This window comes from Streptomyces sp. NPDC050145, assembly GCF_044460245.1.
In the GTDB taxonomy this organism is placed as follows: Bacteria; Actinomycetota; Actinomycetes; order Streptomycetales; family Streptomycetaceae; genus Streptomyces.
In genome coordinates this window covers 366,388-386,914 of record NZ_JBITJS010000008.1, presented here as the reverse complement: position 1 = coordinate 386,914, position 20,527 = coordinate 366,388, and the positions used below count along the sequence as shown (strand labels likewise).

Here is a 20,527-nt window from a genome sequence, read left to right as displayed (position 1 = left end):
GGCTACGCGTCGGCGGGCAACTCGTCGCGGTGGTCCGCCAGTTCGGGGGCCGTCTTCGTCGCGTAGAACTCCGTCACCCGGTACGCGCACACGCCGCCGGTCACGAACGGGTCGGTCCGGGTGAGCGACTCGATCGCCTCCCGGTCCGACCCGGTGGCCAGGATGACGCCGCCGTCACGCGGGTTCTTGCGGCCCGAGGCGAGGAAGGTGCCGGCCGCGTACTGCGCGTCCAGCCACGCGACGTGGGCGGGCAGCAACGCGTCGACGCGGTCGGCCGGTTCGGTGTACGTCAACTCGAGAACGAACATGATCGCCACCCTACTGCCGCCCGCGCGGGGTCCGTTGTCCGGCTGTCTAAGGTGAGGGCATGCGGACGATCACGGGGATCCCTGAGGGCTGGCCGGAGGACGAGGCGGCGGCGCGGGCCGTGCAGGACGCGCTGCGCGGCCGCGTCGTGCGCGACGAGACCGGGCCCCCGCCCGGCACCGGCACGGTCACCGGCATCGACGTCGCCTACGACGACGAGCGCGGCGTCGTGGCCGCCGCCGCGGTCGTCCTCGACGCGGCGACCCTCGGCGTCGTGGAGGAGGCGACGGCCGTCGGACGCGTCGCCTTCCCCTACGTGCCGGGTCTGTTGGCGTTCCGCGAGATCCCGGCCGTCCTCGGCGCCCTGGCGGCGCTGGACGCGGACCCCGGCCTCGTGGTGTGCGACGGCTACGGGCTCGCCCACCCGCGCCGCTTCGGCCTCGCCAGCCATCTCGGTGTGCTCACCGGGCTGCCCACGGTGGGAGTCGCCAAGAAGCCGTTCGTGTTCGCGCACGGCGAGGTCGGCCCGGAGCGGGGCGCCGCGGCCCCGCTCCTCGACGGCGCCGACGAGGTGGGCCGCGCCCTGAGGACCCGGGCCGGCGTCAAGCCGGTCTACGTCTCCGTCGGGCACCGCGTGACGCTGGACAACGCCTGCGCCCATGTCCTCGCGCTCACCCCGGAGTTCCGGATCCCGGAGACCACGCGCAGGGCGGACCGGCTGTGCCGGGACGCCCTGCGCGACGTCACCGCCGGGCCGCGACCCGGAAGGTGAGCCCGGCCGCCCGCAGTCGCCCGATCAGCGCGTCGCCCATCGCCTGAACGGTCGTCACCTGGCCCGCTGTCGCGGGCAGTTCGTCCATGGCGAGGCACATCGCCGACTCGGCCAGCATCTTCGCGGTCTCGCCGTAGCCCGGGTCGCCGCCCGACACCTCGGTGAACACGCGCTGCCCGCCGCCCTCGCCGACGAACCGCACCGAGAACCAGCTTTTCGCGCGGCGCGCCTCGTCCGGACCGTCCCCGGGGCGCAGCCGCCCGCCCAGCCAGCGCCGCGCGGGCGGCACCTGGGCCGCCGCGAACACCGCGCTCACCGCGGCGACCCCGCCGACGGCGACCGGCAGCGACTTCACGGCGGCGTAGTGCCGGTAGCGGAAGTCGGGGCCGTAGCGCTCCAGGGCGCGCGCCGAACGCTGCACCACCTGCGGGTCGATCGTCGGCAGCGGCACGGCCCAGGCGCCGACCTCGGGCGCGAAGCGCGGGGTGCCCGTGGGCGCGTACGCGGTACGGCCCACCAGGCGGGGCTGGTGCCGGCGCCGGTCCTGGTGCGCGGCCAGCATCTGCCGGGCCCGCGCGAACTGGTTCAGCGCGGAGGCGAACGTGCCGCCCGAGAACTGGGCGTTGGAGCGCACGAACCCGTCGACGCGCAGCGGCACGCCCTCGGGCAGCTGCTGCACCGTGAAGTACGCGCCCAGATCGTGCGGGACCGAGTCGAAGCCGCAGCTGTGGACCAGGCGGGCGCCCGTCTCGCGCGCGCGGGCGTCGTGCCGCACGTACATGAGGTCGACGAACTCCGGCTCACCGGTGAGGTCCACGTAGTCGGTGCCCGCTTCCGCGCACGCGGCGACGAGCCCCTCCCCGTACTCCAGGTACGGGCCGACGGTCGAGGCCACCACGCGGGTGCGGGAGGCCAGCTCGCGCAGGGAGGCCGGGTCGGCGGAGTCCGCGCGCTCCAGCGGCAGCACCGCGCACGCCGGGTCGATCCCGGTGAGGCGCTCGCGCAGCCGATCCAGCTTCGCGGTGTCGCGGCCGGCGATCGCCCAGCGCAGGCCCTCCGGGGCGTGCGCGGCGAGGTACTCGGCGGTGAGCACCCCCACGAAGCCGGTGGCCCCGAACAGCACCACGTCGTACGTCCTGCCCGGTTCTTCAGGCCTGTTCATGACACCCCTTGTCCCGCGTCCGCGCCGTTGTCGGTGGCCGAGGCTAGCGCGCGCCGCGCACAAGCTTTCCCTTAGGGCCTCTCGGAAAATGTCTAAGCGCTTGCTCTTGAGGGCTTGTGCCGGGCCGGGGTCGTTCATAGCATCACTGGTGTTACATCAGTTGTGTCACAAGCGAGCCCAGGGGCGTGGCGGAATGACAGTGACAGGCGGACAGCCCGGAGCGGGCGGGAGCGGGCCGCTCGCCGGGGTGCGGGTGGTCGAGCTCGCCGGGATCGGGCCGGGCCCCTTCGCGGCGATGCTCCTCGCCGACCTGGGCGCCGACGTGGTCCGCGTCGACCGTCCCGGCGGCGGAGGCCTCGCGATCGACCCGGCGTTCGACATCACGAACCGCAACAAGCGCTCCGTGATCATCGACCTGAAGGCCCCGGACGGCGCCGACCGCGTCCTGGACCTCGTCGAGCGCGCCGACATCCTGATCGAGGGCTACCGGCCCGGCGTCGCCGAGCGCCTCGGCGTGGGCCCCGAGGCCTGCCACGGCCGCAACGCGCGGCTCGTCTACGGCCGCATGACCGGCTGGGGCCAGGACGGCCCGCTCGCCCAGCGCGCGGGACACGACATCGCGTACATCGCCCTCACCGGCACCCTCGGCATGATCGGCGAGCCCGACCAGGCCCCGACCGTGCCCGCCAACCTGGTCGGCGACTACGCGGGCGGCTCCCTCTACCTGGTCGTCGGCATCCTCGCCGCGCTGCACCACGCGCGCGCGGGCGGCCCCGGCCAGGTCGTCGACGCCGCGATCGTCGACGGCACCTCCCACCTCTCCTCGATGATCCACGGCATGCTCGCGGCGGGCGGCTGGCAGGACCGCCGCGGCAGCAACCTCCTCGACGGCGGCTGCCCCTTCTACGGCACCTACGAGACCGCCGACGGCCAGTACATGGCGGTCGGCGCCCTGGAGCAGCAGTTCTACGACGAGTTCGTCCGGCTCATGGACCTCGAGGAGACCGCACCCGCCCGCAAGGACATCGCCCGCTGGGGCGAGCTGCGCGACGCGGTCGCCGCGCGCTTCAAGGAACGGACGCGCGAGGAGTGGACCGCCGTCTTCGAGAGCTCCGACGCCTGCGTGGCGCCCGTGCTCTCCCTGCGCGAGGCGCCCGCCCACCCGCACCTCGCCGCCCGCGCCACCTTCGTCGAGCACGGCGGCATCACCCAGCCGGCCCCCGCGCCGCGCTTCTCCTGCACCCCCACCGACATCCGCTCGGGCCCCGCCCGGCCGGGCGCCGACACCGCCGACGTGGCCCGCGACTGGGGCGTACCGGCACTGGACCAGACGACAACGGAAGGCAGTTGAGCACCGGCATGGAGCGACGCCTGTACAGCCCCGACCACGAGGCGTTCCGCGAGACCGTCCGCACCTTCCTCGCCAAGGAGGTCACCCCGCACTACGAGCAGTGGGAGCAGGACGGCATCGTCTCGCGCGAGGTCTGGCGCGCCGCCGGACGGCAGGGCCTGCTGGGCCTCGCCGTCCCGGAGGAGTACGGCGGCGGCGGGAACGAGGACTTCCGCTACAGCGCCGTCCTCGCCGAGGAGTTCACCCGCGCCGGAGTCCCCGGCCTCGCGGTCGGCCTGCACAACGACATCATCGGCCCGTACCTCACCTCCCTCGCCACCGACGAGCAGAAGCGGCGCTGGCTGCCCGGCTTCTGCGACGGCTCGCTGATCACCGCGATCGCCATGACCGAGCCCGGCGCCGGATCCGACCTCCAGGGCATCCGCACCTCCGCGGAGGACAAGGGCGACCACTGGCTGCTCAACGGCTCCAAGACCTTCATCTCCAACGGGATCCTCGCCGACCTCGTCATCGTCGTCGCCAAGACCACGCAGGACGGCGGCGCCCACGGCCTGTCCCTGCTCGTCGTCGAGCGCGGCATCGAGGGCTTCGAGCGCGGCCGCAACCTCGACAAGATCGGCCAGAAGTCCCAGGACACGGCCGAGCTCTTCTTCGACGACGTCCGCGTCCCGAAGGAGAATCTGCTCGGCGAGCTCGACGGCGCGTTCATCCACCTGATGACGAACCTCGCGCAGGAGCGCATGGGCATCGCCGTCGCCGCGATCGCCGCCGCCGAGCACCTCCTGGAGATCACCACGACGTACGTCAAGGAGCGCGAGGCCTTCGGCCGGCCGCTCGCCACCAAGCAGCACATCCGGTTCGAGATAGCCGAGATGGCCACCGAGTGCGCCGTCACCCGCACCTTCCTCGACCGCTGCATCGAGGACCACGACGCCGGAACGCTCGACGCCGTGCACGCCTCCATGGCGAAGTGGTGGGCCACCGAACTGCAGAAGCGCGTCGCCGACCGCTGCCTCCAACTGCACGGCGGATACGGCTACATGACCGAGTACCGCGTCGCGAAGGCCTTCACCGACGGACGCATCCAGACCATCTACGGCGGCACCACCGAGATCATGAAGGAGATCATCGGCCGCTCCCTGCTCGCCTGACCTCCCGCACGCCTTCGAAGCCTCCGAAGCCCTGAACAGTTCCACAGCCCCGAAAGGCACCTCCGTGACCACAGACGCGTACGTCTACGACGCGATCCGCACCCCGCGCGGCAAGGGCAAGCCCAACGGCTCGCTGCACGGCACCAAGCCGATCGACCTGGTCGTCGGGCTCATCCACGAGATCCGCGCCCGCTTCCCCGACCTCGACCCCGCCGCGATCGACGACATCGTCCTCGGCGTCGTCGGCCCGGTCGGCGACCAGGGCTCCGACATCGCCCGCATCGCCGCCATCGCGGCCGGCCTGCCCGACACCGTCGCGGGCGTCCAGGAGAACCGCTTCTGCGCCTCGGGCCTGGAAGCCGTGAACCTGGCCGCCATGAAGGTCCGCTCCGGCTGGGAGGACCTCGTCCTCGCCGGTGGTGTCGAGTCCATGTCGCGTGTGCCGATGGCCTCCGACGGCGGCGCCTGGTTCGCCGACCCGATGACCAACTTCGACACCGGCTTCGTGCCGCAGGGCATCGGCGCCGACCTCATCGCCACCATCGAGGGCTTCTCGCGGCGCGACGTCGACGAGTACGCGGCGCTCTCCCAGGAGCGGGCCGCCGCCGCGGTCAAGGACGGCCGCTTCGAGCGGTCCGTCGTGCCGGTCAAGGACCGCAGCGGGCTCACCGTGCTCGACCACGACGAGTTCCTGCGCCCCGGCACGACCGCGGACTCGCTGGCCCGGCTGAAGCCGTCGTTCAAGGACATCGGCGACCTCGGCGGTTTCGACGCGGTGGCGCTGCAGAAGTACCACTGGGTCGAGAAGATCGACCACGTCCACCACGCGGGCAATTCCTCGGGCATCGTCGACGGCGCCTCCCTCGTCGCCGTCGGCTCGCGCGAGGTCGGCGAGCGGTACGGGCTGGCGCCGCGGGCCCGGATCGTCGCGGCCGCCGTGTCCGGCTCCGAGCCCACCATCATGCTCACCGGGCCCGCGCCGGCCACGCGCAAGGCGCTCGCCAAGGCCGGGCTGACCATCGACGACATCGACCTCGTCGAGATCAACGAGGCGTTCGCGGCGGTGGTGCTCCGCTTCGTGCGGGACATGGGGCTCTCGCTGGACAAGGTGAACGTGAACGGTGGGGCCATCGCCCTGGGGCATCCGCTGGGGGCGACCGGGGGCATGATCCTCGGCACGCTGGTGGACGAGCTGGAGCGGCGGGACCTCCGGTACGGGCTGGCGACTCTGTGTGTCGGGGGCGGGATGGGCATCGCCACGATCGTGGAGCGGATCTAGCGCCGTAGCTCCGCCGGTCTCGTCGTCGGCCACCGGCCGGTGGGGGCTGGTCGCGCAGTTCCCCGCGCCCCTGAAATGCATGGCGCTTCGCGCCGCATTTCCCGACGGGGCACCGCCCGATGAGATCGCGCACGAAGTGCGCATCTCAGGGGCGCGGGGAACTGCGCGAGAAGCCCCACCCACCCGCACCCGGCGAACGAGACCTGGCCACCCCTCCCCGTAGCCGCCAAAAAGCGACCCGCACCTGACTTCACGGAGACACGACATGACCGCCAGCTCCACCATCCGCTGGGAACAGGACGACACCGGCATCGTCACCCTCGTCCTCGACGACCCGAACCAGTCCGCGAACACCATGAACCAGGCGTTCAAGGACTCGATCGCCGCGATCGCCGACCGCGCCGAGGCCGAGAAGGACTCCATCCGGGGCATCATCTACACCTCCGCCAAGAAGACCTTCTTCGCGGGCGGTGACCTCAAGGACATGATGAAGGCGGGCCCCGAGGACGCCCAGGCCGTCTTCGAGACCGGCACCGGCATCAAGAACTCCCTGCGCCGCATCGAGACCCTCGGCAAGCCGGTCGTCGCCGCGATCAACGGCGCGGCCCTGGGCGGCGGTTACGAGATCGCCCTCGCCAGCCACCACCGCGTCGCCCTCGACGCCCCGGGCTCGAAGATTGGTCTGCCCGAGGTCACGCTCGGCCTGCTCCCGGCCGGCGGCGGCGTCACCCGCACCGTCCGCCTCATGGGCATCGCCGACGCCCTCCTCAAGATCCTCCTCCAGGGCACCCAGTACACGCCGAAGCGCGCGCTGGACAACGGCCTGGTCCACGAGGTCGCCGCCACCCGCGAGGAGATGCTGGAGAAGGCCCGCGCCTTCATCGACGCCAACCCCGAGTCGCAGCAGCCCTGGGACAAGCCGGGCTACCGCATCCCGGGCGGCACCCCCGCCAACCCCAAGTTCGCGGCGAACCTCCCGGCCTTCCCGGCCAACCTGAAGAAGCAGCTCAACGGCGCCCCCTACCCGGCCCCGCGCAACATCCTCGCGGCCGCCGTCGAGGGCTCCCAGGTCGACTTCGAGACCGCCCTGACCATCGAGGCCCGCTACTTCACCGAGCTGGTCACCGGCCAGACCGCGAAGAACATGATCCAGGCGTTCTTCTTCGACCTCCAGGCCGTCAACTCGGGCGCCAACCGGCCCCAGGGCATCGAGCCCCGCAAGGTCCGCAAGGTCGCCGTCCTCGGCGCCGGCATGATGGGCGCCGGCATCGCCTACTCCTGCGCCCGCGCGGGTATCGAGGTCGTCCTCAAGGACGTCTCCGCCGAGTCCGCCGCCAAGGGCAAGGCCTACTCGGAGAAGCTCTGCGAGAAGGCCGTCGCGCGCGGCCGCACCACGCGGGAGAGGGCCGACGCGCTGCTCGCCCGCATCACGCCCACCGCCGACCCGCAGGGCGTCGCGGGCTGCGACGCCGTCATCGAGGCCGTCTTCGAGGACCCGTCGCTCAAGCACAAGGTGTTCCAGGAGATCCAGCACCTCGTCGAGCCGGACGCGCTGCTGTGCTCCAACACCTCGACGCTGCCCATCACCGCCCTCGCCGAGGGCGTCGAGCGCCAGGCCGACTTCATCGGACTGCACTTCTTCTCGCCGGTCGACAAGATGCCGCTCGTCGAGATCATCAAGGGCGAGCGCACCGGCGACGAGGCGCTGGCCCGCGCCTTCGACCTCGTCCGGCAGATCAACAAGACGCCGATCGTCGTCAACGACTCGCGCGGCTTCTTCACCTCGCGCGTCATCGGCCACTTCATGAACGAGGGCATCGCGATGGTCGGCGAGGGCATCGAGCCCGCCTCCGTCGAGCAGGCCGCGGGCCAGGCCGGCTACCCGGCGAAGGTGCTCTCCCTCATGGACGAGCTGACCCTCACCCTGCCGCGCAAGATCCGCAACGAGACGAAGGCCGCGATCACCGAGGCCGGCGGGACCTGGGACACCCACCCCGCCGAGGCCGTCATCGACCGCATGGTCGACGAGTTCGGCCGCACCGGCCGCAGCGGCGGCGCGGGCTTCTACGAGTACGGCGAGGACGGCAAGCGCGCCGGTCTCTGGCCGGGCCTGCGCGAGCACTTCACCAAGCAGGGCCACACGATCCCGTTCGAGGACATGCAGGAGCGCATGCTCTTCAGCGAGGCCCTCGACACGGTGAAGCTGATCGAGGAGGGCGTCCTGACCTCCGTCGCCGACGCCAACATCGGCTCGATCTTCGGCATCGGCTTCCCCGGCTGGACCGGCGGCGTCCTGCAGTACATCAACGGGTACGAGGGCGGCCTGCCCGGTTTCGTGGCCCGCTCGCGCGAGCTGGCGGAGCGCTACGGCGACCGGTTCCTGCCGCCCGCGCTGCTCGTCGAGAAGGCGGAGAAGGGCGAGACCTTCTCCGACTGACCCACCGCGCCGTACCCGGGAGGCGTTCCGCTCAGCTCTCCGAGCCCGAGCGGAACGCCTCCCGCAGTTCCTCGCTCAGGGAGCGCTGGAACGCGGTCACCAGCGCCTGCATCACCATCGGCTGCATGTGGGCCGACAGCGACTTCATCGCCGCGACGTGCTCGGGGTCCGACTCCCGCTCCCGGTAGGGGCCCCACACCTCGTCCCGGAACAGCCGCGACAGCTCGTGCGCCGCCTCCCGCGCGTGATCGAGCAGCACGGTTCGCGAGGCCAGGATCGTCTCGTGCGCGATCGGCACGTCGAGCAGCTGCACACCGAGCCGCAGCAGCGCCACGTCCACCCGGTACGCGTCCGCCTCGTCCTCGTAGCCGACGATGCCCATCGCCGACAGTCGGTCCAGATCGGCGCCGGACAGCGGACGCCCGGCCCGGCGCTCCAGGTCCGCGAGGCTCATCTCCTCCGCCGTGTCCGGCGCCCAGCTCGCCACGACGGCCCGGTGGATCGCCAGGTCGTGCGCGCTCAGATCCGCCGGCAGCTGCTCCACGTACCGCTCGATCGCGGCCAGGGTCATGCCCTGGTGCTGGAGCTCCTCGATCAGCGCGAGGCGGGAGAGATGGTCCTGCCCGTAGTGCCCGACCCGGCGCGGCCCGATGACCGGCGGCGGGAGCAGCCCCTTGGTGCTGTAGAAGCGGACGGTGCGGACCGTCACGCCCGCGCGGGCCGCCAGTTCGTCGACGGTCAGCGTCGGGCCCGACACCGTCCCGGCGTCCTCGATGTCCGTCGTCATCCTCGTCCTCGTACGCGTGCGATCGGGTTCTACAGTATTGCTGACACACCTACGGTGTGAAAGCCCGTGGGCAGGTGCTTCGGCGGCCATACACCCGCGCTCGAGTCTCTGCATAGAGGCATCCCGCCATGTGAGAAGCGCCGCTATGTGATCTCCGCCACCGCGTGTTCCGGGATGCGTGGGGGAAGGTGCACCGTCGGTCCGCGCGCTGTCAGGGGTGTCGCGGACCGGAGCACATCCGGACCCCGGCGGCCCCCACGTCGCCGGGCACCACAGAGTGGACACCCCCACGTGAGCAAGGACGCCGTCACCACGGCTATGGACGCATCCCGCACAGATGCGTCCCAGGCGCCCGCCGATGCGGGCGACGCCGGTTACAGCAAGGACCTCAAGGCCCGCCACGTCAACATGATCGCGATCGGTGGCGCGATCGGCACCGGACTCTTCCTCGGGGCCGGCGGCCGCCTCCACTCGGCGGGCCCCGCCCTCGCCGTCGCGTACCTCGTGTGCGGCATCTTCGCCTTCTTCGTCGTCCGCGCCCTCGGTGAGCTGGTCATCTACCGGCCCTCCTCCGGCTCGTTCGTCTCGTACGCCCGTGAGTTCCTGGGTGAGAAGGGCGCCTACGTCGCCGGTTGGATGTACTTCGTCAACTGGTCGACCACCGGCATCGCCGACATCACGGCGATCGCCCTGTACACGCACTACTGGAGCTTCTTCACGAGCATCCCGCAGTGGGCGCTCGCGCTGATCGCCCTCGCGGTGGTCCTCGTCCTCAACATGATCTCCGTGAAGATCTTCGGCGAGATGGAGTTCTGGTTCGCGATCGTCAAGGTCGCGGCACTGGTCGCCTTCATGTTCATCGGCATCTTCCTGCTGGTCACCCAGCACGACGTGGGCGGCCAGACCCCCGGCCTGAGCGTCATCACGGAGAACGGCGGCTTCATGCCGCACGGCCTGATGCCCGTCGTCCTCGTCATGCAGGGCGTCGTCTTCGCCTACGCGTCCCTGGAGCTGGTCGGTGTCGCCGCGGGCGAGACCGCCGAGCCGCACAAGGTCGTGCCCCGCGCGGTGAACTCGATCATGTGGCGCGTCGGCCTCTTCTACGTGGGCTCGGTCGTCCTGCTCGCGCTGCTCCTGCCCGGTGTCGTGTACTCCGCCGACGAGAGCCCGTTCGTCACGGTCCTCTCCCGGATCGGCGTCCCCGCCGCCGGTGACGTGATGAACCTCGTGGTCCTCACCGCCGCCCTGTCGTCGCTGAACTCCGGCCTGTACTCCACCGGCCGCATCCTGCGCTCCATGGCGATGGCCGGCTCCGCGCCCAAGTTCACGGCCCGCATGAACAAGAGCCAGGTGCCCTACGGCGGCATCCTGCTCACCGCGGGCGTCGGCGTCCTCGGCGTGATCCTGAACAGCGTCGTGCCCGGCCAGGCCTTCGAGATCGTGCTGAACGTCGCCTCGCTCGGCATCATCAGCACCTGGGTCATCATCATGATCTGCCACCTCGCCTTCGTCCGGCGGGCCAAGCAGGGTCTGGTCCAGCGGCCGAACTTCAAGCTGCCCTTCAGCGGCGTCACCGAGTACGTGACGATCGCCTTCCTGCTGGCCGTGCTCGGCCTCATGTGGAAGGACCCGGAGGTCGGCCGCAAGACGCTGTACCTCATCCCGATCATCGCGGCGATGCTCGTCCTCGGCTGGTTCGGCGTCCGCCGCCGCGTCGAGCGCACGGCGACCGAGGAGCTGACCAAGGTGGCCCAGGGCGACTGACCCGCCCGTTGTCAGCGCCCCGGCCTACGGTGGCGTCATGTCGGAGATCACGTATGTCCGGGGTGACGCCACCGCCGCGTTCGGCCGGCCCCAGTGGGTGGCCTGACCCGTCCATTGCCGGGTGCGGCCCGGTGGGGCTTCTCGCGCAGTTCCCCGCGCCCCTGAGATGCGCACTTCGTGCGCGATCTCATCGGGGAAATGCGCCCGAAGGGCATGCATTTCAGGGGCGCGGGGAACTGCGCGGCCGGCCCCCACCGGGCGGCACCCGGCGACGAGAGACTCAGCCCCGCGGCGGGCGCCGAACAGGTCCACCGCCCCCCGCATCGGCTGCGGGCTCGCGGGCGGCGAGTGGCACCTCGTCGAACCTCTGATCACTGGGCGCCTCGTGCGCCACCGGATCCCCGTGACCGTGTACGACCACGACGGGTGACATCACGTCCCGCCCTGCGGGTAGGAAGCAGCCATGGCGATGGTTCCGTGGCGTGTCCAGGTCAAGGCGGGACGACTCGCCGTACTCGCGGTCGCGCTCGCGACGGCCCTCGTCACCTCCGCGCGGCTGCGCCCCCGGCGGGACGGAGCGGCGGCCCCACCGGCCGGGCCCGGCGGCCTGCGCGCCCGGATCGTCCCGGCCCGCCCCGCCCCCACCCTCGCCACCGACCACTCCGCCGCCGTCGGCGACCTGTGCACCCGCGTCTCCGAACTCGCCTCCGACCTGGCCAAACGCTACGGCGGCGAGACCTAGCCGGGGCCGTCCGGCGCATACTGGATCACACGCCACCCCCGTACGCGGCCGCCCCACGGGACACACCATGACGCAGCAGGAACCGGATCGCCTCACCGGCCAGGACCCGTCCCCGCCGCCGCCCGGCGGCATCCTCTGGGAGACCGCCGGTGACATCCGCTCGCTGCTCGCGCTGCCCGCCGCGTTCGTCCTCCAGGTCGCCCACCCCGCCGTCGGCGCCGGAGTCGACGAACACTCCGTCTTCCGCACCGACCCCTGGGGGCGCGGCGCACGCTCACTGAACTCCGTGCTGCTGTGGGTGTACGGGGGAGAGGCGGCCGTCGAGGAGGGCCGCCGGCTGCGGCGCGTCCATCGCACGGTGCGGGGCACGGACCCGAGCGGCCGGCGCTATCACGCGCTGACCCCCGCGTACTACGCCTGGGTCCACGCCACCGGGTACCCCGTCGCGCGGTACGCCCGCCGCTACTTCGCCCGACCCTTCACCGCGGAGGAGGACGAGCGGTTCTACGCGGAGTGGCTGATGGTCGGGCGGATCCTCGGCATCAGGGACCGGGACATGCCGCAGACCACCACTGAGTTCTGGCCGTACTACCACCGGACGCTGGCCCTGGAGATCGCGCCGAACGCCGTGGTCTCCGAGCTGACGTCCGCGCGCCGCGCCCTGCCCGCGCCGCCGGGCGCCGCGCGGCTCGTCTGGCCCCTGGTGCGGCCGCTGCTCGTGCGGGGGCTGCGGTTTCTGTCGGTCGGGTTGCTGCCGCCGGAGGCGCGGGTCGCTCTGGGCCTGTCGTGGTCGCCCCGCGACGAGCGCCGGCTCCGCCGCTTCGCGGCCCTGGTCCGCCTGACCGTCCCCCACCTCCCGGAACGCCTCCGCTACCTGAGCGTGGCCCGCGAGGCGAGGTCGGAACTTCGCCTGCGGGCCGATGGAGGCTGAACGGCGAAGCCGTTCGCCTTCAGGGGCGCGGGGAACTGCGCGACCAGCCCCCACGCCTCCGCAGACACCACACAAACAGCAACCCGGCAGACGGATCAGTGCACGTCGTGGATCGAGTTCGTCGCCGCGATCCGCTTGAAGGACTTCGGCTCCCGCACCGGCGCGGCAGCGCTCAGCGCCGGAGCGGCCGGCTTCACCGGCTGATACAGCCACGTGTCGAACAGCGGGCCGAGCTTCTTCCCGGAGACGGACTCCGCATACGCCACGAAGTCGGAGACCTCCGCGTTCCCGTACGCGTGCTGCTGCGGCCACCCCTTCAGAATGGCGAAGAACTTCTTCTCGCCGACCTGGTTGCGCAGCGCCTGGAGCGCCAGCGCCCCCCGGTCGTACACGGCCCCGGCGAACTGGTTCTCCGCGCCGGGGTCCCCGGGCTTGACCGTCCAGAACGCGTCGTCCGCGGGGTGCTGCGCGTACACGTAGTCCGCGAGCTCCTGCGCCGTGCCCTCGCCCTCCTTCTCCGACCAGAGCCACTGGCTGTAGCGGGCGAAGCCCTCGTTGATCCAGATGTCCTTCCAGTTCTTCACGGAGACGCTGTCGCCGTACCACTGGTGGGCCAGCTCATGGACGACGACGGACACGTTCGCCCCGTTCGCGAACTGCTTGGGGGAGTAGAACGGCCGGGTCTGGGTCTCCAGGGCGAAGCCGGACGGGACGTTGGGGACGTAGCCGCCGAGCGCCTCGAAGGGGTACTTGCCGTAGATCGATTCCAGCCACTCGGCGACCTCGACGGTCCGCTCGACGCTGGCCTTCGCGGCGCCCTCGTTCGCGCCGAGGTCCTTGCTGTAGGCGTTGAGGACCGGCAGGCCGTCCGCGGTCTTGTCGGTGGTGATGTCGAACTTGCCGACCGCGAGCGTCGCCAGGTACGTGGCCTGCGGGTGGCTGGAGCGCCAGTTGAAGCGGGTCCAGCCGAGCTTGGAGGACTGCGACTGGAGCGTGCCGTTGGAGATGGCCTGGGTGCCGTCCGGTACGGCGACCGAGATGTCGTAGGTGGCCTTGTCGAGCGGGTGGTCGTTGGACGGGAACCACCAGGCCGCCGACTCCGGCTCGTTGGAGAAGACGGCGCCGTCCGGGGTGCGCTGCGGGGACGTGAAGCCCCACAGCTTCAGCTCCGTCGGCTTGCCCGCGTACTTGACGACGACGGAGAACGAGGTGCCCTTCGGCAGCCCGGTCACCGGCGTCACCTCCAGCTCCTGTTCGCCGGACTTGGCGAACGCCGCCTTCTTGCCGTTCACCCGGACCTCGCTGACATCGAGCCCGAGGTCGAGGTCGAACCGCGACAGGTCCTGCGTGGAGGTGGCGATGATCGTCGCCGTGCCCTCCAGCAGGTCCGTCTTCGGCTGGTACTTCAGACGCAGGTCGTAGTGGGAGACGTCATAGCCGCCGTTCCCGTACGTCGGGTAGTAGGGGTCGCCGATGCCCGAGGCCCCGGGCTCGAAGTCGGCGGCCGATGCCGGGATCGCCAGCAGGAGGGAGGCCGCGATCGCGCCGGGGACGATGAGTCTGCGGTACACAAAGGCTCCAAGTCGTAGGGACGGACATGGGGTTGAGCTCGTCCGCGAGCCTATTCAGCACCCTTGCCCCAGGTCATGTCCATGGCCCCTCCTGTCACACGATCGCCATTCGGCCGACATGCGCCTGGACGCCCCACGGACCTGACATCGGCACGTACGGCCCTCTGTCGCACAGCAGTTGACCCGTGTACCTTCCGCGCCATGCCGATACCTGCCAGACGCACGCACCGCCTCTGGAGCACCTTCGCCGCCGCGGTCACCGCCGCCCTGCTCGCCGTGCTGCTCGTGCCGGGCGCCGCCCGCGCCGCCGCCGACGGCTCCCGAGAGTCCCGGCCCGTCTACGCGTACGACACCGCGATCCGTGAGTCCGTCTGGGTCGACACCCGGCTCGACGGGGACGGGGACGGGAGGACGGACCGGGTCGCCGTCGACATCGTCCGCCCCCGTGAACCCGCGGCCCAGGGCCGCCGCATCCCCGTGATCATGGACGCCAGCCCGTACTACTCCTGCTGCGGGCGCGGCAACGAGAGCCAGAAGAAGACCTACGACGCCGACGGGAACGTCGTGCAGATGCCGCTCTTCTACGACAACTACTTCGTGCCGCGCGGCTACGCGGTGATCGGCGTCGACCTCGCCGGAACGAATCGCTCCGACGGCTGTGTCGACGTCGGCGGCCGCTCCGACATCCAGTCCGCCAAGGCCGTCGTCGACTGGCTGAACGGCCGCGCCACGGGATACACCACCCGCACCGGCGGCGAGCGCGCCCGCGCGGACTGGAGCAACGGCCGCACCGGCATGATCGGCAAGAGCTACGACGGCACGATCGCCAACGGCGTCGCCGCGACCGGCGTCGAGGGCCTGGAGACCATCGTCCCGATCGGCGGCATCTCCTCCTGGTACGACTACTACTTCCAGCAGGGCGCCCCGCTCTACGACTCGGGCCCCGAGTGGCTGTCCGACTACGTCGAGAGCCCCGAGGCGCGCACCCGCTGCGCCGCCGTGCAGAAGCGACTTGTCGACGAAGCGCCCCGCAGCGGCGACTGGACATCCCTGTGGCAGGAGCGCGACTACGTCAAGGACGCCGCCAAGGTGAGGGCCAGCGTCTTCGTCGTGCACGGCATGCAGGACCTCAACGTCCGCGCCAAGCACTTCGGCCAGTGGTGGGAGGCCCTCGCGAAGAACGGCGTCGAGCGCAAGATCTGGCTCGCCCAGACCGGACACGTCGACCCGTTCGACTTCCGGCGCGCCCAGTGGGTCGACACCCTGCACCGCTGGTTCGACCACGAACTGCTCGGCTACGACAACGGCATCGACCGCGAGCCCGTGGCCGACATCGAGCGCGCCCCCGACCGCTGGACCACCGACCGTGTCTGGCCGCCGGCCGCGACCCGCACCACCGCCCTGCGCCCCGGCACCGGCGAAGCCCCCGGCGTCGGCACCCTGAGCCTCGAACCGGGCACCGGTACCGCGAAGTTCACCGACGACCCGTCCCGCTCCGAGACCGACTGGGCGGCGGACCTGGAGACCGGCACCCCGGACAAGGCCGGCTTCCTCAGCCGCCCGCTCGGCGAGGACCTGCGCCTGTCCGGCTCCTCGAAGGTCACCGTCACCGCCACCCCGTCGACCCCGACCGCGCACCTCAGCGCCGTGCTCGTCGACCTCGGCCCCGCCACGATCCGCGACTTCACCGGCTCCGGCGAGGGCATCGACACGCTCACCGACCGCACCTGCTGGGGCCCGAGCGCGCCCGGCGACAGCTCCTGCTTCCTCGCCACCCGGGCCGCGACCGCCGACGTCGGCGCGACCGTGTTCAGTCGCGGCTGGGCCGACCTCGGCACCTACGCGGACCCGGCGAAGGGCCGGCAGCTCAAGCCCGGCACGCCGTACACGCTCACGATCTCCCTCGCCGCGAGCGACCACGTCGTGCCGAAGGGCCACCGGCTCGCGCTGATCGTCGCCGGCACCGACAAGGACCTCATCGACCCTCCCTCGACCCGGCCCACGCTCACGCTCGACCTGTCCCGCACCGCGGCCCGCGTGCCCGTCGTCGGCGGCGCCGGCGCGTTCGCCGACGCCACCGCGGGACCCACCGTCGCCACCCCCCAACCCTCCGCGGCCGACGGGCCCAGCACCTTCCGGCCCGGCCGCCCCGTCCCGGGAGGCAGCAACCGATGAGACTCAGCAGACTGGCCCTGGCCGCCTGTACCGCGACCGCGCTCGCCGCACCCCTCGTGGTGACCGCCCCGGCCCAGGCCACCGCCCACCCGCCCCGCACCGGCTTCGAGGAGACGAACGGGGCCCGCTGGACCAGCCAGCCCGAGGAGCAGCGCCTCCTCGCCGACCTCGACCAGGCCTCCGACCGCGTCTCCGTCTCCCGGATCGGCACCACGAAGCAGGGCCGGCCGCTCCAGCTCGTCCGCGTCGGGGAGCGCACCACCACCAACACCGTGCTGCTGATCTGCAGTCAGCACGGCAACGAGCCCTCGGGCCGCGAGGCCTGCCTCACCAAGGTGCGCGACCTCGCCTACGACAAGGACCCGGCCACCCGCGCCTTCCTGTCCCGCACCACCCTCCTCGTCGTGCCGACCGCCAACCCCGACGGCCGCGCCGCGAACACCCGGGGCAACTCCGACGGCGTCGACATCAACCGCGACCACGTCGCCCTGCAGACCGCCGAGGGCCGCGCGATGGCCGCCGTCATCCGCGACCGCAAGCCGGACGTCATCTACGACCTGCACGAGTACGGGGCCACCCCCGAGTACTACGACAAGGACCTCTTCGACCTCTGGCCGCGCAACCTCAACACGGACGCGGCCGTCCACGACGAGGCCCGCACCCTCTCGGGTCAGTACGTGCGGCCCGCCGCGGAAGCCGCCGGGCACTCCACGGGCACGTACGGCATCTGGACCGACCCCGTCACCGGAGAACCGGTCAAGCAGACCGCGGGGGACGGCCAGGAGCGCATCCTGCGCAACCTCTCCGGGCTCAAGCACGCGGTCGGCCTGCTCATCGAGAGCCGCGTCGACCCCGGCACCCCCGAGGAGGAGGCCGACCCCGCGCTCAACAACCGGCGCCGCCGCGACTCCCAGCTCGCGGCGCTCGGCGGCCTGTTCGACTTCGCCCGGGAACGGCGCGGCCAGATCGAGACGGCGACCGGCGCCGCCCGCGTGGCCGGGCTGCGCGACACCGGACCCGTCTACGTGGGCGGCGCCGACAACGACCCGGCCGAACCCGCCGAGACCCTCCAGGACCCGCCCTGCGGATACCGGCTCACCGCGGACCAGTACGCCGAGGTCGGGGACGAACTGGCGCTGCACGGCATCTCCGTACGGAAATCGGGTAGCGGCGTCCTCGTGCCGCTCCGGCAGTCGGAACGGGCCCTGGTCGCGCTGCTGCTCGATGCCCGCGCCACGTACCACCTGACCGAAGGGACCCCCGACACAGCGTGCTGAAGAGGTGTTGGACGCGCCGTTTGTGGTAGGCCCTAAAGGGTGACAAAACCTCAGAATCCACCCACGGGCGTGCCCCTCCCCGAACAGGGGCCGGTCGGTGGCCGGAGCCCGGCCACCGACCGGATCGTCTTCGGCGTCACCGCCGTGCTCACCCTGGCCTTCGTGGTCTGGGGATCCGTCGCCACCGACAACCTCGAGAGCGTCTCGACCCGGCTGCTCAACGGCCTGATCCACAACGGCGGCTGGGCGTTCATGCTCGCCGCGAGCGGCTTCGTCGTGTTCGCCCTGTGGCTCGCGATCAGCCGCTACGGCAAGATCCACCTGGGTGCCGAGGGGGAGGAGCCCGAGTTCCGCACGGTCTCCTGGGTCGCGATGATGTTCAGCGCCGGCATGGGCATCGGCCTCATGTTCTACGGCGTCAGCGAGCCGCTCGCGCACTTCACGACGCCGCCGCCGGGCACCGATCCGGCCGACGCCGCCGAGGCCATGGAGACGGCCATGGCGACCACGCTCTTCCACTGGACGCTGCACCCGTGGGCGATCTACGCGGTCGTCGGACTCGCCATCGCCTACAGCACGTTCCGCCGCCGCAGGCGGCAGACCATCTCCTCCGTCTTCGTGCCGCTGATCGGCGAGGAGCGGGCGCACGGCGCCTGGGGCCGGGTCATCGACATCCTCGCCATCTTCGCCACCCTGTTCGGCTCCGCGGCCTCGCTCGGCCTCGGCGCGCTCCAGATCGGCTCCGGCTTCGAGGTCCTGAACTGGATGGACAAGGTCAGCACCGGCCTCCTCGTGACCATCATCGCCGTGCTCACCGTCGCGTTCGTCGCCTCCGCCATCTCCGGTGTGGAGAAGGGCATCCAGTGGCTGTCGAACATCAACATGGTGCTCGCGCTCATCCTCGCCGTCTTCGTGTTCATCGCCGGGCCGACCATCATCGTGCTCGACCTGATCCCGACCTCGCTGGGCGCCTACCTCGGTGACCTGCCCCAGCTCGTCGGCCGCACCGAGGCCTCCAGCGGCAAGGGCGTCGCCGACTGGCTGGGCAGCTGGACGGTCTTCTACTGGGCCTGGTGGATCTCCTGGACGCCCTTCGTCGGCATGTTCATCGCCCGCATCAGCCGCGGCCGCACCATCCGTCAGTTCGTCGGCGGCGTCATCCTGGTCCCGTCCACGGTCAGCCTGGTCTGGTTCGCGATCTTCGGCGGCACCTCGATGAAGCTGAAGGAGCGCGGCGAGCTCGGCGGCGCGGACACCCCGGAGGCCCAGCTCTTCGGCGTGCTCCACGAGTACCCGATCCCCACCGCCACCAGCCTGCTCGTCATGATCCTCGTCGGGATCTTCTTCGTCTCCGGCGCCGACGCCGCCTCCATCGTCATGGGCACCCTGTCGCAGAAGGGAGCCCTGGAACCCGGCCGCTTCGTCGTCATCTTCTGGGGCGTGGTCACCGGCGCCGTCGCCGCCGTCATGCTGCTCATCGGCAACGGCTCGGGCAACGCCCTCACCGGCCTGCAGAACCTCACGATCCTCGTCGCGGCCCCGTTCACCCTCGTCATGATCGGCATGTGCGTGTCCCTCATGCGCGACCTGCGCCAGGACCCGCTCATCGTCCGCGGCAACATGGGCATCGAGGTCGTCGAGGCCGCCGTCGTCGCCGGACACGAGAAGTACGGCGGCGAGTTCGAGATCCGGATCGGCCCCGGCGACAGCCTGGAGACCGAGGGCGACCCGATCGGCAAGCACCTCCACCGCGAACCCGGCGAGGAACCGCGCCCCGAGGAGGAGGGCGACACCCCGCTCGCCAAGGACTGAGCCCTCCCGCAGGAGGCGCCGGGGCCCGTCAGGCGTCCAGCCCGGCCACGCCCTCGACGAGCCCCGCCGCCTCCTCCGCACAACCCCACGCCACCGTCACACCGGCGCCCCCGTGCCCGTAGTTGTGCACCAGGACCCGGCCCGTGGCGGTGACCTCCCGCTCGATGCGCACCGTCGGACGCGCCGGGCGCAGCCCCACCCGGTGGCCCAGCACCCGCATCGCGGCGATCTCCGGCCGCACGGCCGCGCAGCGCCTGACGATCGCCGCCGCGACCGCCGGATCCGGCTCGAGCGACCAGTCGTCCTCCTCGGCCGTGCCGCCCAGGATCAGCCCGCCCGGCTGCGGGAAGAAGTACGTCGTCGCGTCCGAACCCTCGTCCGCCGACACGTACCAGTGGCGCACCCCCGGGTTCCGTACGACGACCAGCTGACCGCGCACCGGCCGCACCGACAGGTCCGGCACCAGCTCGCGCGCCCCGAGCCCCGTGCAGTTCACGACCGCCGGGGCCGCCGCCAGCGCCTCGTCGAGGGACGTCACCGTGCGCGCCTCCATGACCACCCCGGCCCGCTCGGCCTCCTCCCGCAACAGGCGCAGATGCACCGGCATGTCGAGCAGCGGCAGCCGCGCCGCGAGCCCCCGTGAGGTGTCCCGCAGCCCCGTCACCGCGGCCGCCCAGGTGCCGAGCCCGGCCAGCCGGGTGCCCGCGTGCACGCCCTCGACCATCCGCACGCCCGTCTCGTCCGGCCGCGCCGCCCACTCCTCGTACCGGCGCAGCGACCGCAGCGACCACGGCCCCACCCGCTCCACCGGATCGATCCGGTACGGCCACCACAGGGCGCCCGCCACCGCCGAGGTCGTGCGGTCCACCGGGTCCCGGGACCAGAGCCGCACCCGCCGCCCGCGCTCCGCCAGCGTCAGCGCGGTGGACATCCCGATCACACCGCCGCCGACCACGATCACTTCGCCGCTCACGTCACTGTTCACGCCGGGACCGTAGCGGAATGTGTCA

At 71.7% G+C, this 20,527-nt stretch carries 16 protein-coding genes and 1 pseudogene; 12 read left to right on the top strand and 5 right to left on the bottom strand.

All coding sequences use genetic code 11. The features are described from left to right. Positions 1–2: 2 nt before the first annotated feature. Entirely contained in the window at positions 3–308 is a 306-nt protein-coding gene (locus ACIBTU_RS18840; RefSeq protein ID WP_399127361.1) for a YciI family protein, read from the bottom strand. Between the two features lie 59 nt (positions 309–367). On the opposite strand from ACIBTU_RS18840, the gene ACIBTU_RS18835 reads away from it, so the two are divergent. Continuing rightward, entirely contained in the window at positions 368–1,078 is a 711-nt protein-coding gene (locus tag ACIBTU_RS18835) for an endonuclease V (protein ID WP_399127360.1), read from the top strand. Here the strand turns inward: ACIBTU_RS18835 and ACIBTU_RS18830 are convergent. Beyond that, positions 1,050–2,240 (bottom strand): saccharopine dehydrogenase family protein, encoded by a 1,191-nt coding sequence (locus ACIBTU_RS18830; protein ID WP_399127359.1) that lies wholly within the window; start codon positions 2,238–2,240, stop codon positions 1,050–1,052. The genes ACIBTU_RS18835 and ACIBTU_RS18830 overlap by 29 nt on opposite strands. A 193-nt stretch (positions 2,241–2,433) precedes the next feature. On the opposite strand from ACIBTU_RS18830, the gene ACIBTU_RS18825 reads away from it, so the two are divergent. The 4 genes from ACIBTU_RS18825 to ACIBTU_RS18810 all read left to right on the top strand — a co-directional run bounded on the left by ACIBTU_RS18825 (position 2,434) and on the right by ACIBTU_RS18810 (position 8,458). Continuing rightward, positions 2,434–3,591: a CaiB/BaiF CoA transferase family protein gene (locus ACIBTU_RS18825; RefSeq protein ID WP_399127358.1), complete on the top strand. Its 1,158-nt coding sequence runs from the start codon at positions 2,434–2,436 to the stop codon at positions 3,589–3,591. An 8-nt stretch (positions 3,592–3,599) separates the two neighbouring features. Then, positions 3,600–4,742: an acyl-CoA dehydrogenase family protein gene (locus ACIBTU_RS18820; protein WP_399127357.1), complete on the top strand. Its 1,143-nt coding sequence runs from the start codon at positions 3,600–3,602 to the stop codon at positions 4,740–4,742. A gap of 64 nt (positions 4,743–4,806) precedes the next feature. Beyond that, complete coding sequence (locus tag ACIBTU_RS18815) at positions 4,807–6,021, top strand: acetyl-CoA C-acetyltransferase (protein WP_399127356.1); 1,215 nt, start codon at positions 4,807–4,809, stop codon at positions 6,019–6,021. Between the two features lie 265 nt (positions 6,022–6,286). After that, complete coding sequence (locus ACIBTU_RS18810; protein WP_399127355.1) at positions 6,287–8,458, top strand: 3-hydroxyacyl-CoA dehydrogenase NAD-binding domain-containing protein; 2,172 nt, start codon at positions 6,287–6,289, stop codon at positions 8,456–8,458. A gap of 31 nt (positions 8,459–8,489) precedes the next feature. Here the strand turns inward: ACIBTU_RS18810 and ACIBTU_RS18805 are convergent, their stop codons facing one another. Beyond that, positions 8,490–9,245 carry a MerR family transcriptional regulator gene (locus tag ACIBTU_RS18805; protein WP_399127354.1) on the bottom strand — a complete coding sequence of 252 codons (756 nt, stop codon included), beginning with the start codon at positions 9,243–9,245 and terminating at the stop codon, positions 8,490–8,492. Positions 9,246–9,536: 291 nt separating this feature from the next. Here ACIBTU_RS18805 and ACIBTU_RS18800 point away from each other — a divergent pair, with 291 nt between their 5' ends. The 4 genes and pseudogenes from ACIBTU_RS18800 to ACIBTU_RS18785 all read left to right on the top strand — a co-directional run bounded on the left by ACIBTU_RS18800 (position 9,537) and on the right by ACIBTU_RS18785 (position 12,682). Then, positions 9,537–11,009, top strand: coding sequence for an amino acid permease (locus ACIBTU_RS18800; RefSeq protein ID WP_399127353.1), 1,473 nt, complete (start codon positions 9,537–9,539; stop codon positions 11,007–11,009). 316 nt (positions 11,010–11,325) lie between these two features. Further along, positions 11,326–11,439 (top strand): annotated as a pseudogene (locus ACIBTU_RS18795) (Appr-1-p processing protein); the annotation flags it as partial. Between the two features lie 33 nt (positions 11,440–11,472). Next, on the top strand, positions 11,473–11,751 hold the full coding sequence (locus ACIBTU_RS18790; protein WP_399127352.1) for a hypothetical protein: 279 nt from the start codon (positions 11,473–11,475) through the stop codon (positions 11,749–11,751). A gap of 67 nt (positions 11,752–11,818) precedes the next feature. After that, positions 11,819–12,682 carry an oxygenase MpaB family protein gene (locus tag ACIBTU_RS18785; protein ID WP_399127351.1) on the top strand — a complete coding sequence of 288 codons (864 nt, stop codon included), beginning with the start codon at positions 11,819–11,821 and terminating at the stop codon, positions 12,680–12,682. A gap of 95 nt (positions 12,683–12,777) precedes the next feature. Here ACIBTU_RS18785 and ACIBTU_RS18780 read toward each other — a convergent pair whose 3' ends face one another. After that, on the bottom strand, positions 12,778–14,253 hold the full coding sequence (locus ACIBTU_RS18780) for a M1 family metallopeptidase (protein WP_399127350.1): 1,476 nt from the start codon (positions 14,251–14,253) through the stop codon (positions 12,778–12,780). Positions 14,254–14,454: 201 nt separating this feature from the next. Between ACIBTU_RS18780 and ACIBTU_RS18775 the strand changes: the two genes are divergently transcribed. The 3 genes from ACIBTU_RS18775 to ACIBTU_RS18765 all read left to right on the top strand — a co-directional run bounded on the left by ACIBTU_RS18775 (position 14,455) and on the right by ACIBTU_RS18765 (position 19,517). Beyond that, positions 14,455–16,428 carry a Xaa-Pro dipeptidyl-peptidase gene (locus tag ACIBTU_RS18775; RefSeq protein ID WP_399127349.1) on the top strand — a complete coding sequence of 658 codons (1,974 nt, stop codon included), beginning with the start codon at positions 14,455–14,457 and terminating at the stop codon, positions 16,426–16,428. Further along, positions 16,425–17,705 carry a M14 family metallocarboxypeptidase gene (locus tag ACIBTU_RS18770; RefSeq protein WP_399127348.1) on the top strand — a complete coding sequence of 427 codons (1,281 nt, stop codon included), beginning with the start codon at positions 16,425–16,427 and terminating at the stop codon, positions 17,703–17,705. Before ACIBTU_RS18775 ends, ACIBTU_RS18770 begins: the two co-directional genes overlap by 4 nt. 69 nt (positions 17,706–17,774) lie before the next feature. Further along, positions 17,775–19,517, top strand: a complete 1,743-nt coding sequence (locus ACIBTU_RS18765; RefSeq protein WP_399127347.1) for a BCCT family transporter — start codon at positions 17,775–17,777, stop codon at positions 19,515–19,517. 28 nt (positions 19,518–19,545) lie between these two features. Here the strand turns inward: ACIBTU_RS18765 and ACIBTU_RS18760 are convergent, their stop codons facing one another. Further along, entirely contained in the window at positions 19,546–20,502 is a 957-nt protein-coding gene (locus tag ACIBTU_RS18760; RefSeq protein WP_399127346.1) for an FAD-dependent oxidoreductase, read from the bottom strand. Positions 20,503–20,527 lie beyond the last annotated feature (25 nt).